Here is a 17,153-nt window from a genome sequence, read left to right on the forward strand (position 1 = left end):
GATAAGAAAACCTTTAAATTAGTTAATAATGGCAGTATTTATTCGTATCTGCAATCTTCGGTGTGTTAAAATCGCTGAATGTTTGGTATAGATAGGATAGTGTTTTTTTAGCGCCTTACATGCCGTACTCAAAGTTGTAAGTGCCCGAACCTACGTTAAGTTTAACGGCCGGACCATCAGTGTTTATATTACTGATATCTTTCGATGCAGATATCAATTCGCCGCCCTCGGTTACTGTTTTACCTGAGGCATTTGGCAGTACAACAGTAGCTGTGGCATTAGGCGGTATAATAACCATGAGCCTGAATTTAGCCGAATCGATCTTCCAGCCAGACACAACCTTGCCGTACATGGTTTCCAGTTCGGCTTTAGCGCTGGTTAAGTTACCGCCGGGTCGTGGCGCTATGAGTATCCTTTTATAACCCGGGCCGGTGTCATCATTATCCAGGCCGGCAATGGTGCGGTACATCCAGTCGCCTATGGCACCGTAAGCATAGTGGTTAAACGAATTCATGGTGATGGCCTCAAAGCTGCCATCGGTACGCACGCCGTCCCAACGTTCCCAAATTGTAGTGGCGCCCAGTTTTACCGGGTATAACCACGATGGAAAAGTTTCCTGCAGCAGCAGCCGGTAAGCCATATCCAAATGGCCAAAGCGGGTTAACACCTGGCAGATGTAAGGCGTACCCAAAAAACCTGTAGTGATGTGGAAACGGTAATCGCCGATGTTATCAACCAACCGGTCAACTGCCTGGGCGCGCAGGTTTTCGGGCAGCATATCAAAGTTAAGCGCCAACACATAAGCGGTTTGTGTGCCTGATACCAGCCGGCCGTTCGGCGTTACGTATTCGTGGATGAACGCCTTCTTTAACCTGGTTAAAAGGTCGGTGTATTTAGTTACCTCGTTTTGTTTGTTCAATACCTGTGCAGCATTGATGAGCAGTTGTACCGAGTGCGTATAAAATATCTGTGCGATCAAATATTTATCGGTAATGGCGGCTTTACCATCATTATCATCGCCAGGGCTATAAAACAACCAGTCGCCAAAGTGCGTACCCCTGTTCCACAGATCGCCGGAGCTATGCGCGGTCATGTAATCAACCCAGGCCTTCATGCTGCCGTACTGATCGGCTAATAATTTTTCGTCGCCATAGGCCAGGTACATGTTCCAGGGTACGATGGTCGCTACATCGGCCCAGCCGGTTGATGCGACAGCATTCTTTCCGAGTACATTTGGTATTACAAAAGGCACTGCGCCATCAGGCTGCTGGTCGGCTTTCATATCGGCCAGCCATTTGGTAAAAAAGCCTACAACATCCATATTAAACGCAGCTGTGCGCGAAAAAGCCTGCGCGTCGCCCGTCCAGCCCAGGCGTTCGTCGCGCTGCGGGCAATCGGTAGGCACATCAACAAAATTGCCTTTTTGCCCCCAGGTAATGTTATGCTGCAGCTGGTTGATGAGTGGATTAGAGCAGGCAAAGCTGCCCGTAGTTTTCATATCCGAATAAACCGCTATCGCTGCAAAATCATCGGGGTTTACTTTACCGGGGTAACCTTCGATCTTGATATACCTGAAACCCTGGTAGGTAAAACGCGGTTCATAAGTTTCTTCGCCGCTGCCTTTTAAAGTGTATTGTATCTGCTGCCTGGCGCCGCGCAGGTTGGCTGTGTAAAAATTTCCGGGCTTATCCAGCATCTCGGCATGGCTTATTTTGATCACCGTGCCCGCCGGGCCTTTTACTTTAAAGCGAACCCAGCCCACAAGGTTCTGCCCAAAGTCGATCACCGTTTCGCCCAGCGGTGTTTGGATGAGCTTTACCGGTTTAAATATCTCATGCTCCCCCGCCGATGGCCCGATACTGCTGGTTATCGCTTCAGGGCCAAAAGGTAGTATGCCAACGGCTTTCCAATCCGCATCGTTAAAACCGCTTTGGTCCCAGCCGGCTTTTTCGAGCCGGGCATCATAAGTTTCGCCGTTATAAATATCTGCGTAGCGTACCGGGCCGTAATTGTATTTCCAGCTTTCGTCGGTTTTGATCAGATCCTTGCTGCCATCAGCATAAGTGATCTCCAGTTGCAGCAGGCCGCTTACTTTGGTACCGTAAGTATTATGCGCTATGCCACCGCTGTACCAGCCGTTGCCCAAAACAAAACCGATGGCGTTATCGCCTTTTTTGAGCATAGGCGTCACATCATAACTTTGATACAGTACCCGGTTGTTATAGCTCGTCCAGCCTGGGGTAAGGCATTTATCGCCGATTTTTGCCCCGTTCAAATGTGCTTCGTACAAACCATGCGCGGTAATATACGCCATAGCCGATTTGATGTTTTTTGAGATGCGGAACGCCTTACGGAACATCGGGCTGGCATTTTTAACCGTATCCGCAACGGCAACGCTTATCCATTTAGCCGACCAATCACCGGGCTGCAGCAAGCCCATCTGCCAAAAGTTAACATTGCTCCATTTGGTGGTATGGCCGTGGTTATCGCTTATCCTTACCTGCCAGTAATATTTTGTTTTAGAAGTTAGTGCAGGCCCCGCGTAAATTACGTTTACCGACCGATCGCTGTGCTGAACTCCGCTGTCCCACACTTTGCCCTTATCGTTTTTTACCCTGATCTCGTAGCCGGCCTGCAAGGTATTTCGCTCGGCCGCGGTAAGTTTCCAGCTAAAACGTGGGCTAAGGCTGCTGATGCCTGCCGGATTATGCATATATTCTACCATCAGATCATTTACCTGTAAGTTTTGCGCGTGTGATGATATGGGAGCAAGCAGCGACAGACAAACGATCGCAGCTGATAGTGTGAGATACTTTAACATGGAGATACTGTTAAGATTCGGGTTTTATATTGCTGATTAGCAAAGCCAATATAATGTTTTTTTGATAGTAAATAGTTTATCTTTATATCTTAAACTCATCACAAGGTCATGGCCACAGTAAACGAAATTATGGACGAGCTGCAAGCCAACGGCAGCGAAAGCGTCAAAAAAATATGGGTGAAACATGGCATCCTCGAGCCTTTTTTTGGCGTGAAGATCGAATATCTTAAAGTAATACAGAAGCGCGTAAAAAAGGATTACGAACTGGCCAAAGGATTATATGCCACAGGCAATGCCGATGCGATGTATCTTGCCGGCCTGATAACGGACGATAACCGTATGACCAAAGCCGACCTGGATGAGTGGGTAAAAAATGCCTTATCAAATAACATTAACGAATATACCGTTCCATGGGTAGCATCGCAGGGAAAATACGGGTATGAGTTAGGTTTGGAGTGGATAGACAGCGATAAGCCGCATGTGATGGCTGCGGGCTGGTCGACCCTAAGCTGCCACCTGGCTCTTACACCCGATGATCAGCTCGATCTGCCAAAAATAAAACAGCTGATGGATCGGGTGAAAAACACTATCCACACTTCGCCAAACCGCGTGCGCCAAAAAATGAATGGCTTTTTAATAGCTGTTGGGAGCTATGTGGCCCCGTTAAGCGACGAAGCCATCGCTGCCGCCAAAGCCGTGGGCGTAGTAACTGTCGACATGAACGGCACAGCGTGCAAGGTGCCTGATGCCATTGAATATATTATGAAAGTAAAAAACAAGGGAGCAGTAGGGAAAAAGAAAAAAGAAGTAAAATGCTGATACAGTCGCCCTTGTAGCGGCCTTGAAAAATTTACTTACCTTTAAAACTATTTTACCCGGATCTGCTTTAAGAGTGTGATGATAGAGAACCCCGCCGGAACCGCAGCTGTTCCGCCTTCTGTACCGCCGAGACTGCCCAACGAAGCTGAGCGTATTGCCGCATTACACTCGTACCATATCTTAGATACTGCCGAAGAAAAGGATTTTGACGACCTGACGGAGTTGGCCTCGATCATTTGCCAAACACCTATAGCGTTGATCAGCCTTGTCGACAAAGACAGGCAATGGTTCAAATCGCACAAAGGCACCACCGAAACACAAACCCCGCGCGAATATTCGTTCTGTGCACATACCATTACATCCGCCGAACCGATCATGATCGTGGATGATGCCCATAAAGACGAACGTTTTGCTGATAACCCGCTGGTGACGGGGCACCCGCATATTGTATTTTATGCCGGGGTGCCCCTGGTGAATAGTGATGGTTTTGCACTGGGTACACTCTGTGTAATAGATACCCGGGCACACGAACTGAGCCGGCAGCAAATATCGGGCCTCATTGTACTGGCCCAGCAGGTGATAGATAAACTGGAGTTGCGGCGCAAGGTGTTACAACTCGAGGAATCTAATCAAAAATTGTACGAGAGCGAAAACCGCTTTCGTAACCTGGTGAGCCAGGCGCCTGTAGCCATAGCCATTTACAACGGGCCCGATATGGTTGTAGATCAGGTAAACGAGCGTATGCTCAACCTGATAGGCCGGACGGCTGATATTGTTGGCAAGCCGCTATTAGCTTCACGCCCCGAAATGATCGGGCACCCGTATATGGACATTTTAAAGGAAGTATATACTACCGGCAGTGAGCATCAGGGTTTTGGGATAAAGGCGCCGGTGATGCGCGGCGGCATGATCAACGAAGCTTACTTTAACGCTACTTACAAACCGGTTAAAAACGATGCGGGCGAAGTAATGGGGATTATGCTGGCGGCTACCGAAGTTACCGAACAGGTTGAAACTGCCAGGCAACTGGCCGAAGCCAAGCAACGTTTGGAGATAGCGCTTGAGGCCGGTGCGCTGGGTTCGGCCGAGATAGCGCTTAAGACAGGGCATATGATCAGCAGCGATCAGTTTAAAAAAATCTATGGATCATCAAAAGACGCTGAACTGAATTACCGCGACGTGCTGAATGCTACTTTACCCGAATACCGTGAGCAAATAAAGCTGCTGATCGCTGAGGCAATAGCCAATAAAGCAATCTACAGCGCCGAGTATCAGATCGGGTGGCCCGATAACTCCATACATTGGGTAAGTGCGCACGGCAAAACAAGGTACAATGAGCAGGGGCAGGCCACGCATATGGTAGTGGTTATAAGTGATATTACCGAAACCAAGCACTATGAGCAGCGCAAGGATGACTTTTTGAGTATTGCCAGCCACGAACTCAAAACGCCGATCACCAGTCTCAAAGCGTCGCTGCAATTGCTCGACCTGATTAAAAACAAACCTTACTCACCGATGCACGTCAAGCTCATTGAGCAATCCAACCGGAGTATGAAAAAGATGAGTACATTGATAGACGACCTGCTCAATGTGAACCGCATGACCGAAGGGCAACTGCACCTGGATAAAAGAACTTTTGTTATTGCCGACCTGCTGAAAAGCTGCTGCAGCCATGTGCGTATGGCAGGCAAACACGAGCTGGTTTTTGAGGGTGATGCCCAATTGCAGGTAAACGCCGACGAGCACCGCATTGACCAGGTAGTAGTAAACTTTGTGAATAACGCGGTTAAATATGCGCCCGATTCGAGAGACATCATACTGAAAGTAGAAAAGGACGGTAACTTTGCCAGAATATCAGTACAGGATAGCGGTCCGGGTATTCCTCGGGAGAAGGTCCCCTTCCTGTTCGATCGTTACTACCGTGTCGACCATTCGGGTGCACAATACACCGGCCTGGGGCTGGGTTTGTACATCTGTGCCGAAATTGTGAAGCGTCATGGCGGCGATATCGGCGTGGAAAGCGAACCGGGCAAAGGCAGCACTTTCTGGTTCACATTGCCCTTAAACTAAAAAAAGCCAATTGCCTCGCGCAATTGACTTTCTTAATCTATTAACTTAACTGTTCCAATTATTTCCGAAATGAAAAAACTTGGTAACTCAAAATTATAATGCCCTGTCTTTTGCAAATAGGCGAAACTCACCTTTAGTATCTGCCGAAAAACATCTGAATGTCATCTGTTTACCATTTCGATGAAGGTGCATCACAAAAAAAGGCCGCCCCAAAAGGCGGCCTTTTTATAGAAAGAATAAGGCTGATTAATAACCTGGATTTTGTTTAATACCAGGGTTAAAGTTGATTTCTGATTGTGGATAAGGCAGATTGAACCTGTTATCGCCGGCAGGTAAAGTTGCAACATTTGGCGGAACACCCGAACCATCTGCCGCTTCGCCATGCGTAGCATCACGCTGTACCGGTAAATTTAAACGTTTCAAATCCCAGAACCTGTCGCCTTCAAAGGCAAGCTCTAAACGGCGTTGTTTTAAGATCTCGTTAAGTAACGGGGCGCCCGTCAACAGGTTATCCGCTGTAGGGTCGTAACCGGTGTAACGGTTAGATTTTAACAGAACCAGGTCGGCAACGGCAGCAGGTATGGCACCGCTTCTGTATTCAGCTTCCATCCGGTTTAAAAGTACTTCGGCTGTTCTAAGCAATTTACCGTCGACCACGCCGGCAGGATTTGCCGAACTAACAGATGGGTTTGGAATACCTATACCCAGCTCTGGCGGTCCCGATCTGCCGGCATATTTGATAATATGGTTGTAAAGCGTACCGTTGTAATAGTTTGTTTGGAAATACGCTGATTTCCTTACGTCGGTAGCTGCGTACAACTGGTAGAAGCTAAAGTCGGGCAGGTACTCAGATTTATAGCCGTTTTGAGTACTGGTCGGAGTAGGGCGGGTGGTAAACTGATAGTAGTTTACACCAGGGCTGTTGATATTATCCAAGCTGGTGTTTTTAACCTTAAACAATACGCCGGCGTTGGTTGCATCCGTCCAGATTGAAGGAAAAGTTGCGATGTTTGGCAGATTGGGAGTAGTGCCCAAAGCTTTGTTTGCTTCGGCAATACAGTTGGCATAATCGCCTTTGTATAAATATACTCTCGATAACAAACCTGCAACAGCTTCCCTGTTTAGATAGATGTTGGTATTGGTAGCTATAGGGTTGATCAACGGCTCGGCGGCAACCAGGTCGGCTATTACTTTACCATAAAAACCTTGTAACGATTCGCTCGGAGGCACGTTAGTGGCCGAACTGGTAGTTACATAAGGCAATGTAAAATCAGATGCCGAAGCGTTTAAATAGGTTTTGCTGTATACGCGGGCCATATCAAAGTACAACATTGCCCTTAAAGCAAGTGCTTGTCCTCTCGCATCATTTTTAAAGGTACCGTCAGGCAGTTTATCTATATTTTCCAATATAGCGTTTGCACGCCTGGTAACTGTATAGCCGCCTGTGAACAGGCCATAAGTAGAGTTTGAGCTATAAGTATACTGGTAGTAAGTTTTTAAACTTTGCCTGCCCACCTGGTCAAGTACCAGGTTATCGCTCAAAACATCAGCTATAATGTTCCAGGTACCCACGGCGTATGAGCCCGAAGCTCTTAAGCCCTGGTACATACCGTTGATATCGAACTGAACGAGCTGTTGCGAATTAAAAGCCTGTTCGGTTGCCACCTGGTTGTACGGGTATAAGTCCAGATCCGATTTACTGCATCCTGCTACTAAAACAGAGGCCAACGCAGCTGTATATAATATTTTTTTCATCTTATTTAATTTAATGAGCCTTAAAATCTAACATCTATACCAAAGGTGTAACCTTTAATTGGCGGATATCCGTATTGGTAAAGTGTACCGTTTGCAGTTGTGGTTTCGCCGGCATCACCTGTTTCGGGGTTACCGTGGAACTTGGTCCAGGTGGCCAGGTTAGTACCCTGGGCAAATACCCTGATGTTTGCTATGCCTAATCGTTTGGTATATTTACCGGGTACAGTATACCCTAATGTTACATCTCTAAGTGTTACGTAATCGCCTTTTTGCAGGTATTTATCGGTGAAAAATTCGGTTGCCTGTTTAGTGTCAGGTTTACCTGTTGCCGGGTCAAGAACTCTTGGAAAAGGAACCACATCGCCCGGTTTCTTCCAGTAATTTGCAGCGTACGAAAGCAAGTTTGTTGAAACATCACCGCTTGATGTTGCATCCTGATCGACTACGTTGAAGATCCAGTTACCACCAGAGTAGTAGAAGCGTGCGTCAAAATCAAAACCCTTGTAGCTAACATCGGTGCCTATGGTGCCAAAATATTTAACAATCGGCGATTTGCCGCTTAATACTACAGCCTGGCTGCCTGCATAGGTTTTTGTTTCGGTACCATCGATGTTGTAGTATACTTCCTGGCCGTCGGCAGGGTCAACACCTTTTTCGCGCATTAAAAAGTACACGTTTATTGGCTGGCCTACAACCAACTTGGTTATACCGTATGCTGCCTGCCCTGCGGCGTTGTCAGAATAAAGCTGGGTGATCTTGTTATCGTTATGCGAATAGCTGAAGCTTACATTCCATTTCAGATCTTTTTTACGAATCACAGCACCGTTTATCGCAAGCTCAATACCCTGGTTTTGTACGGCACCAATATTACCGGTATACGAAGTAAAGCCGGTTGTTTGCGAAACGTTTACAGGGTAAAGAAGATTTTTGTTCACACGGTTATACCAATCCAGTTCGCCTGTAATACGGCCGTCCAAAAACCCGTAAGTTAAACCTGCATCTTTGGTATAACCGGTTTCCCAGGTTAAATTAGGATTAGATAATTTTGAAGGAATAAGCGCAGTTTGGTCGTTGTATTTGGTTGTAACCGAGTAGGTACCGTACGGGGTATACTCAGGTATGGTATTATTACCTGCTGTACCGTATGATCCGCGCAATTTCAATTCAGACACCCAGTTTGGCAGCGTCAGGAACTTTTCGTTCTTGATATCCCATGCAAGGCCGATAGCACCGAAATTTGCAAACCTTACATTGGCGCCAAAACGTGACGAACCATCGCGGCGGCCGCTTACGTTAATAAAGTAACGTTTGTCGAAATCGTAAGATAAACTTGCGAAATAAGAGATCAGCGAGAACTCAGTAATAGAAGTGGTCGCGGTAGTAGGTGTAGCGGCGTTATCCAGGGTAGTGAAATCCTTCGATGGGAACCCACGACCGGTTAAGCTGCTGTTGTAAACGTGGTCTTTATCGTACTCGGTACCTATTAAAGCATTGAAGGTATGTTTGTTGTCGATGGTTTGAACCCAGTTTGCGGTATTTGTCCAGCTGTAAAAATAATCGGTATTGTTTTGATCATTCTTTTGGTTGTAACCTAATATGCCGGCTAAGTTTGAGCCTGGTTCCAAATAGCTTTGATACGCTAATGTATTGTAGTTAAGCGCGTATTGCGATTTTAAGGTTAAGTGGTTTAAGAAATGCGCTTCGCCATAAAAAGTGCCAAATTGGTTTACCCTGTCGTAAAGCGTAGGGTTGTTAACAGCACCTTCTAAAGGTGAAAAACCTTGTGCAGTTAAGTTATAAGAACCGTCAGCATTATATGGTTGCTCGTACGGGTTAAAGAAGAATAAAGCGCCTTGTGAGTTTTGGGTGTTATAAGCGTCGCGCACACGTTGTTCGTGGCTTGATGTTACGCCTATATTAGTACCAACTTTAAACCAGTCTTTTACCTGGTAGGTTACGTTTAACCTGCCGCCCTTACGGTTAAATTCAGAGAAGCGTTCAACACCCGGGTTATCATTAATATCGCCCGACAGGTAATAAGTCAATTTATCGGCACCACCAGATAACGAGATCTCGTGTGTACGCATGGTTGCGTTCTGGAACAGATATTTGCTCCAGTCGCCGGCGCCCCTGCTTATTGCCAGATCCCAGATGGTTTGGCGTTGAGCAGGTGTTATAAAATTAATTTTTGAACCTGGTGCACCCGGAAATGGCGGAGTTACAACATACCCCCTGTTGGTGATCATCGAGTCGAGGGTAGGGTTGGTATATTGTGCATCGTATTCATATTGCAGTTTCTCGGCCGAGGTCATCAGTCGCACATTGTTGAAATCCTGACGTTGTGTTTTGCCGAAACGGAAAGAATAACGTAATGATGGCGCGTTTGCTTTACCTGTTTTGGTAGTAACGATAATTACACCGTTCGAACCGCGTGAACCGTAGATTGCAGTTGCCTGTGCATCTTTCAAAACGCTTACGTTTTCAATATCATCGGGGTTAAGGCCGTTGTAGGCAGCTGTAGTGATCTGTATACCGTCAACCACGATCAGCGGATCAGATCCGGCGGTTATAGAGCCCTGCCCACGAAGCCTGATAACTGCGTTCGAGCCCGGACGGCCGTTTGCAGCTGTAACCTGTAGGCCCGTTGCGGCACCTTGCAAAAGCTGAGTAAACGAAGCCAAAGGTTTTGCTTCGAGATCTTTGCCGTCGACAGTAGAGAGGGCACCAACAACATCTGAACGTTTAATGGTTTGGTAACCGACCACCACTACTTCGGCCAGAGCCTTGGTATCGGGGTTTAATTTTACATCGATCACTGTTCGCGAACCGATTGCTACCGTTTGTGAAGCGTAGCCCAGGTAGCTAAATATCAAAGCTTTGGCCGTTGCAGGTACGTTAACGGTAAATTTACCTTCGGCATTGGTTTGTGTACCCATTGAGGTACCCTGAACTTTAACAGAAACACCGGGTAGGGTGAGCCCGTCGTCGGCACCGGTAACTTTACCGGTGATAGTTTTGCTTTGAGCTAATGCACTTGTTATACCAACAGCAAAAAGCACTAAAATGGTGAGTAATTTTTGTTTCATATTCTTGTTAATTATTATTAATTGAGAATTTGCCCCGGGGGGCGTAAATGGCTGTGTACCGGTTGGGTTTTAAACACAGCATCAAGGAGGCGATTTGATAATGAGTGTGTAGCTCTTCATGACGTCAGTTATATTTATTACAAAGGCTGTAATATTAAAGAATCAGCTATCGGGAAAGTATGCGATAATCACCTATCTGGTGATTCAGGCATATTGTGACATGCTGATGAGCGAAGGAAGAGCCTGGTTCGGTATTGTATATGGCAGATAATCAGTTAATTATAATTCGCACCGGGCGCACGCTGCGGTGCGAATTATAATTATTATATTAATGCCTGCCTGTATTTTTGTGGTGTAATGAAATATTTGGCTTTAAAAAGCCTGATGAAGGAGCTTGGGCACTCAAATCCTACCAGACACACAATTTCGTTAATCGGGTACTGGGTGGTTCTGAGCAATATGCGTGCACGCTGCAAGCGTAGTTGTATCAAAAACTGATGCGGCGATAAGCTAAAGGCTTGTTTAAAGGTGCGCAAAAGGTGGTTAACTGATAAGCATGCCTGGCGCCCCAGTTCTTCAAGCGAAATGTTTCTGTTGTAATTGGTGTACATGAAATCCTTGGCGATATTCAATCTCTTTAATATCTCGATGCGTGTACTGCGATTGGTAAAGTTTAGCTTGTCGGCTTTGTTGTAAACTTCGTTATTGTACACCCTGTAATAGTTTATAAGGCTGTGGTGCAGGTACTCGTTTATCAACAACTCGTCCTGCAGGCCATTATCCAGGTGGTTTTTTAAATGCTGGATATTGAAACGCATATCGCCGGCAAAGGGGTAAATAGTCTCGTTAAAATCGATGCTTGAGCTGCCGGTTAAACCGGGCTGATCCAATAATTTGTTAGCGCTTAAGGTGTAGGCATTGCTGAAATCGTGCAGAAACCCCTGATCGAAAATGATCGAAAACGATTCTACAGGTACATCCGAGTCGATCCGGCTGGTATATTGAGTGCCTTTGTTAAGCATCAGGAACGAATCGGGGTAAATAGAGAGCTCACGCTTACCTACCTGGTAGGTTTCGTTACCGCTCAATGCAAATTTCAAGCTCAAGTCGGATGTACACTGCGTTTGTGAGCGGTGTGCCCTTGTTTCGCTTAAAATACGATTATTGTTTCTTAAGGTTTTAATGTAATCCATAGGAGGTAAAATTTAAACTTCGGTATAATCCCTTTCTTCCAGTAAAACATACTCGTTGCCGTAATTATCACAGAACTCGGCATAAAGGCCGGATGACAGGTACTGCGGCTGACCTTTAAAATCAATCCCTTGCGTTTTTAGCTGGTGATAGTCTTTAAGGCAATCATCGGTGCTCAAAATAATGCGGCTTTTAAAACCGTCTTTATTCTCATCCATCACCAGGTTAAGGTACTGATCGGCATTGTTGATGCGTATCGGAACTTCATTGTATTTATCAATAGGTATAGTTTCGGGGGTACTAAAGCCCAGTTTTTCGGTAAAGAAGCCTACAGCTTCTTCCATATCACTTACAAATACGGTTACGTGTTTTATTTTCATAGGTACAGAAAGCAACCATCTAACAGGTTAAAACTTGTTATTAATCATTCTAAAAAATTAACTCTGGTCAGTTATTGGCGGCGGATCTGGCAGAAGGGCACAATACTTTGATTATTGTACAAGTCAAAAATAAACTAAATATATAGGTCATGGTATCACCCGCTTAGGGGGATTTTGCATATAAGTTATTTTGATCAAATGAAATAAGCGAGTATCACAATTTTTTACTGTGCCGGGGAGGTATCGCTACTGATTGACAGGGGTTTAGACTGGAAATTTATACCAGCCTGTTATCGCGTGCGGTTTTAATGGCATCGGCGCGCGAATTAACGTCCAATTTGATATAGATGTTTTTAATATGAGTCCGTACAGTTTCGAGATCGATAAACAATTCGTTAGCAATTTGGGTGCGGCTTTTACCATTACAAATGAGCTCCAGTATCTGGGTTTCGCGTTTGGAGAGCGGGGTATCCTGGTTGCGGCGGAATGAATTGATAACCATACGCGCAATGTTTACGCTCATGGGGCCGCCACCCTGCATTACTTCTTTTATCGATTCGATTATTTTGGCAGCAGGGGTGTTTTTTGTCAGGTAACCGGAGGCGCCATTGGAAAGGGCATCGAATATTAACTTTTCAGATTCGTAGACCGTTAAAATAAGTATATGTGTTTGTGGCAATACCTTTTTAAGTTTGGGTATAGCTTCAATACCGTTTGTACCAGGTAACTCGATATCGAGTAATATCACCTCGGGAGCATCTGTAACAATCTTTTTGGCTGCCTCATCAAAGGATGCGTAAATATTTATAACCTCATAGCCCTCGCTTTGGCCAATCAAAAACGCATAGCCTTCGCGGATAACCTGGTCGTCCTCAATAATTACTATCCTGATGTTGTTATTGTCGTTAGTCATAACTGCCCCTATCCATATTTTAATTTTAGTTTTAAAATAACCGTTGTGCCGCTGCTTTTATCCGACTCGATAATTATCCCACCGCCTATGCGTGCCGCGCGGTTTTTTATATTGTTTATACCATTGCCGGGGGTAATGCCGTCGGTATCAAAGCCTTTCCCATTATCCGTCAATAAGATGTTCATCTCGTTATTCTTTATATCGCTTATTGTCAGGTGTACGTGAGTGGCGCCCGCATGCTTTAAAATGTTATTCAGCAACTCTTTGAAGATCATCGTCATGTTGCGGCAATATTCAAGCGGTAATTTTATCCGGCTAAATGCTACGTCTATTTCGTCAACCTCAAATACAATTGATGTATCGTGAAAAAACTCGATACCAAAAAGCCTGATATGGGTTAATATTTCGTACAGGTTATCACTTTTAGGGTCCAGTGCCCACAAAATGTCTTTTGTGCCATTATACAGCGCTTCGGCATTTTGTTTGATCTGCCCAACAAGTTTCTTCTGTTCGGTTGCGCCGGTATCCAGTTTGGCGGTCAGTATATCCGACAATACGGTGATACGCGTTAACTTGTTGCCCAGGTCGTCGTGAAAATCTTCGGCTGTTTGCTGCCTGATCTTTTGCTTCTCTTCGCGTTTGATGCGTTCCATGATTTTGATAGAACGTAACCTGCGTTTGTGCATATAGGTTTGCATGCCGATTCCCAGCAAAACCAGCGAAATGACAAACAGTAACCTAAACGTCCAGGTTTGATAAAATGGCGGGATGATCTCGAATACAAACTGGGCAGTGTTGGTTGATTGCAGGCCCGACGATGTGAGGGCCCTTACCTGAAAAGTGTATTTCCCGGGGGGAAGCGACGGATAATCTACCTGGGTATTTTTTACAGGGGCGCAAAAATTATCGTCGTGCCCGATAAGCTTATACTGATATGATACATCGTGCGGGTTTTTTAAATAAACACCTAAAAAGGATATCGAAAGATGGTTTTGGTTATAAGGTATTAGCGCCTCCGACGTATCGGCCATTGATTTGACATGGTCGGCTGTAAAGAGATTTACCGATTGTATGAGGATGTGCGGACTTGACGTGTGCATGTGCATGGTTTCGGTATTGTAAACCACCAGCCCCTTGGTAGTGCCCATCCATATCTTATCATCAAAGTACAAAATGGAGTTTTCGTTGGCTTCGGCAATAATTTCTTTTGAGCTCCCGCTGCCCCTTATGCTAAAATCGCTGCCGTTTGCAACAGGTATAATACGATTTATACCACGGCCGGTACCGGCCCATATTATTCCATGCTTATCGGCCGCCATGTTATAAATGGCATTAGAGTTAAAGCCATCGTTCACATTGTAGTTTTTTATTTTTTTTGTTTGCGGGTCCCAAACAAACAGGCCCCAATCGCCTGTTCCCACCATGATTTTGTTATGATATTTGATCATACACAAAATGTTTGATGATTCGAGTTCATTAAGCTTAAAGCCTGTAACCAGTTTTTTATTAACAATAAGCCTTATGCCACTTTGTGTACCTACCAATACCGAATCTTTGCCCAATGTTAGTAATGATGCGGTAAATACATTAAAGTTATCTACATGCGTCATGCTGTTATTACTATAATAATAACAGCCATAAGGCGAAGCCATCCACAGCGTGCCTTCGTTATCGCGGGTAATGGCATTGGCAACCCTGTCCTGGGTACCCGGGATCATTATAAAGCTATGCCCGTCAAATTTCCATACACCGCCAAGTGCGCTGCCGAGCCAGATGTTATTGGCATTATCGGTATAAATACATTGTACTTTTTTGGCATTTAAGTTTGTGGTTGGCAATTCAATATTTTTAAACTGTTTGCCGTCATAGGTCATTACGCCATTGCCATCGGTGGCCAGCCATATATTATTTTTTTTATCGCGGCTTATGCCCATAATGGTCTGGGCGCTGCCGACGCCTTGCGACTGATCGAAAAGAAGATAGGTATTACCCTCGTATTTATATATGCCATCGCCCCAGGTTGCCAGCCATAAGTTGTTATCATTATCGCAATAAATGTTGGGTATGGCGGTGTCGGTAAACCCGTTTTTAGAGGTAAACAGGATAAGCTGGTTGTTTTTAATACGGTATACACCGCTTGATGACCCTATCCACAAGCTGCCTAAAGCATCCTGGGCAACACATAATAAACCCGCATTGGTTGTTTGGAGGGTGCTATTTGGGTAAGCAGACACAGTAGTACCGCTGCATACATACAGTTTATTGTTAGCAATAAAGTAAATTTTGTTATGATCGAGCCTGTCAAACAATATCCACCTGATGGCCAGATCTTTATACTCTCCGCTAAGCGGGATGACATTGGCCCATGTATTACCGTTTAAACAATAAATACCTTTTTGAAAAACAGCTGCACATAATATGCCCGACCGGTTAACGGCAATGTAGTTTATGCTAAATTCGTCGGTATTGGGTATGGGCATATATTGTAAAGTACGCCCGGTAACTTTAAATAGCTTGCCCTGCATCATCAGCCAGATATTGCCGGCCCCATCTTCAACAATACTGGTAACCCAGCTATGCTTAACATTTGACGGAATAGGGTAATTGATGAGCTTTTTATTGCATAAACAAGCGAGCCCCATATGGGTGCCAAACCAAACGCGGTTTTCCCGGTCGCATAAAACGGTATAAACAAAATTATTAGGCAGGCCGTTTTCTTTCGAAAAAGCGGTAAACTCTTTACCATCAAAGCGGCATGCACCACCCAGGGTGCCTATCCATAAACGGTGTGATGCATCCTGGCTAAGGGTGTTTATCTGCGATTGTATTAAGCCGCCCTCAATATCGTAATGGGTAAAATTATATTTTTGAGCATGTGCGCTAAAAGTAAGGCAGCAAAAAGCGAAAGCTGTTATCAATAACAACCGGATTATACCATATACAGCTAAGTTATTTTTTAGTCGAACACACATAAATCGCAACAGGCTTTAATCCACCGCTTTTACAACGCCATAAATTAAAGCCTATTTAATAATAAAAATATCACCCTAAAAGGGTGATATTAGTTACGGGCTTATCAGGTATAAGATGCTTCTTAAAGCATAATGTTACCTGGAAGTTATAAAAAAGAAAATTTTAGTTGACGCTTACCACAGGTTCTGACGAGCCCGAGGTTTGCTCACTATTGTTTTTGAAGAACTTGCATACCTGCGTGATTTTCCACTCATTGTTCTCGTTCTTCTCAATGGTTAAAAAATTCTGTTGCTTAAAATTGGCATATTGGAAATCGACCCGTGCCAATATCAGCGCATTGCTTTTGGCAACAACCTCGTACTCGCTGGTGCATTCCTGTTTGGTGGCATCAGCTTTCATAGCCGACACCAGGTCGTTTTTATATTGTACGATGATCTTTTCGGCCCTGGGCATTTTTATACGGGCGTCGTCGCTTAATACCTTGTCGAGCTTTTTGAAATCCGAATTCATATAGCTGCTGATATAATCGTCGATAACCGTTTCAAAAGCCGGTGTTTTAGGCCCGTTATGTGCTGCCGAGAAACTGCTGCCGGTTGAGGCCACTAACCCGATGGCCATGCAAACCATTAAAAGCTTTTTTTTCATTGTGCTGGTTTTTTTAACAAAGGTCAGCAAGCCATGCCCGGGCGGATATGTAAATAACACCGAATAAATATGCCAGGAACACCTATGTACAACGTTGCAGGCGCGAAAAATTTAAAAAAGCAAAAGATCGAGAAAAATGGTAACTATTTAAATTTTGCCGCGTCTTATTGAGTATAAAACCTACCTATATGAAAATGAAAATCCTTACGCTGCTTATTATGATAACCGGAGGCGCTTACCTGATGACAGCTCAGCCCGATAAGCCGGCAAAAAAACACCATACCTGCACACAAAGCTGCACTAAGAAAAAATGCGAAGACGTATCTTAGTTACCGTACCGGAATAAATAAAGCCGTACCCTCGCGGCACGACTTTATCAAAATTTCTATTTACCCTTAATTACACGTAAACATGTATTAACAGGTATCGCGAAGGTATGATAAGACTATGTGACGGAATGGGGCATTATCACCTTAATAATGTGCGGAAATCACTGTAAT

General features: G+C 44.9%; 11 protein-coding genes. 3 read left to right on the forward strand and 8 right to left on the reverse strand.

From position 1 onward, the window contains the following. Nucleotides 1-115 precede the first annotated feature (115 nt). On the reverse strand, nt 116-2,821 hold the full coding sequence (locus BEL04_RS13715; protein ID WP_066004802.1) for a glycoside hydrolase family 78 protein: 2,706 nt from the start codon (nt 2,819-2,821) through the stop codon (nt 116-118). 108 nt (nt 2,822-2,929) lie between these two features. On the opposite strand from BEL04_RS13715, the gene BEL04_RS13720 reads away from it, so the two are divergent. Continuing rightward, entirely contained in the window at nt 2,930-3,640 is a 711-nt protein-coding gene (locus tag BEL04_RS13720) for a DNA alkylation repair protein (protein WP_066004804.1), read from the forward strand. Nucleotides 3,641-3,718: 78 nt separating this feature from the next. After that, on the forward strand, nt 3,719-5,710 hold the full coding sequence (locus tag BEL04_RS13725; protein WP_066004806.1) for an ATP-binding protein: 1,992 nt from the start codon (nt 3,719-3,721) through the stop codon (nt 5,708-5,710). Nucleotides 5,711-5,956: 246 nt separating this feature from the next. On the opposite strand, the gene BEL04_RS13730 is transcribed toward BEL04_RS13725, so the two are convergent. The 7 genes from BEL04_RS13730 to BEL04_RS13760 form a co-directional block, all read right to left on the reverse strand. Then, nucleotides 5,957-7,465 (reverse strand): RagB/SusD family nutrient uptake outer membrane protein, encoded by a 1,509-nt coding sequence (locus BEL04_RS13730; protein WP_066004808.1) that lies wholly within the window; start codon nt 7,463-7,465, stop codon nt 5,957-5,959. Between the two features lie 20 nt (nt 7,466-7,485). Beyond that, nucleotides 7,486-10,551, reverse strand: coding sequence for a SusC/RagA family TonB-linked outer membrane protein (locus BEL04_RS13735; RefSeq protein WP_066004810.1), 3,066 nt, complete (start codon nt 10,549-10,551; stop codon nt 7,486-7,488). Between the two features lie 323 nt (nt 10,552-10,874). Further along, nucleotides 10,875-11,744, reverse strand: a complete 870-nt coding sequence (locus BEL04_RS13740) for a helix-turn-helix domain-containing protein (protein ID WP_066004812.1) — start codon at nt 11,742-11,744, stop codon at nt 10,875-10,877. Nucleotides 11,745-11,756: 12 nt separating this feature from the next. Further along, nucleotides 11,757-12,122 carry a VOC family protein gene (locus tag BEL04_RS13745; protein WP_066004814.1) on the reverse strand — a complete coding sequence of 122 codons (366 nt, stop codon included), beginning with the start codon at nt 12,120-12,122 and terminating at the stop codon, nt 11,757-11,759. Nucleotides 12,123-12,399: 277 nt separating this feature from the next. Beyond that, a complete protein-coding gene (locus tag BEL04_RS13750) occupies nt 12,400-13,035 on the reverse strand; it encodes a response regulator transcription factor (RefSeq protein WP_066004816.1) in 636 nt (211 codons plus the stop codon). Nucleotides 13,036-13,043: 8 nt separating this feature from the next. After that, entirely contained in the window at nt 13,044-15,953 is a 2,910-nt protein-coding gene (locus BEL04_RS13755) for a two-component regulator propeller domain-containing protein (protein WP_175404079.1), read from the reverse strand. 217 nt (nt 15,954-16,170) lie between these two features. Continuing rightward, complete coding sequence (locus BEL04_RS13760; protein ID WP_139113043.1) at nt 16,171-16,653, reverse strand: nuclear transport factor 2 family protein; 483 nt, start codon at nt 16,651-16,653, stop codon at nt 16,171-16,173. A gap of 188 nt (nt 16,654-16,841) precedes the next feature. Between BEL04_RS13760 and BEL04_RS24335 the strand changes: the two genes are divergently transcribed. Continuing rightward, nucleotides 16,842-16,982, forward strand: coding sequence for a hypothetical protein (locus tag BEL04_RS24335; RefSeq protein WP_175404080.1), 141 nt, complete (start codon nt 16,842-16,844; stop codon nt 16,980-16,982). The last annotated feature ends 171 nt before the right edge of the window (nt 16,983-17,153 follow it).

The sequence above is a fragment of the Mucilaginibacter sp. PPCGB 2223 genome (assembly GCF_001705515.1).
Taxonomy (GTDB): Bacteria; Bacteroidota; Bacteroidia; order Sphingobacteriales; family Sphingobacteriaceae; genus Mucilaginibacter.

Coding starts and splice junctions, on each gene's coding strand:
- BEL04_RS13730 (WP_066004808.1), bottom strand. CDS start 7,465: ATGAAAAAAATATTATATACAGCTGCGTTGGCCTCTGTTTTAGTAGCA.
- BEL04_RS13715 (WP_066004802.1), bottom strand. CDS start 2,821: ATGTTAAAGTATCTCACACTATCAGCTGCGATCGTTTGTCTGTCGCTG.
- BEL04_RS13745 (WP_066004814.1), bottom strand. CDS start 12,122: ATGAAAATAAAACACGTAACCGTATTTGTAAGTGATATGGAAGAAGCT.
- BEL04_RS13735 (WP_066004810.1), bottom strand. CDS start 10,551: ATGAAACAAAAATTACTCACCATTTTAGTGCTTTTTGCTGTTGGTATA.
- BEL04_RS13725 (WP_066004806.1), top strand. CDS start 3,719: ATGATAGAGAACCCCGCCGGAACCGCAGCTGTTCCGCCTTCTGTACCG.
- BEL04_RS13740 (WP_066004812.1), bottom strand. CDS start 11,744: ATGGATTACATTAAAACCTTAAGAAACAATAATCGTATTTTAAGCGAA.
- BEL04_RS24335 (WP_175404080.1), top strand. CDS start 16,842: ATGAAAATGAAAATCCTTACGCTGCTTATTATGATAACCGGAGGCGCT.
- BEL04_RS13760 (WP_139113043.1), bottom strand. CDS start 16,653: ATGAAAAAAAAGCTTTTAATGGTTTGCATGGCCATCGGGTTAGTGGCC.
- BEL04_RS13750 (WP_066004816.1), bottom strand. CDS start 13,035: ATGACTAACGACAATAACAACATCAGGATAGTAATTATTGAGGACGAC.
- BEL04_RS13720 (WP_066004804.1), top strand. CDS start 2,930: ATGGCCACAGTAAACGAAATTATGGACGAGCTGCAAGCCAACGGCAGC.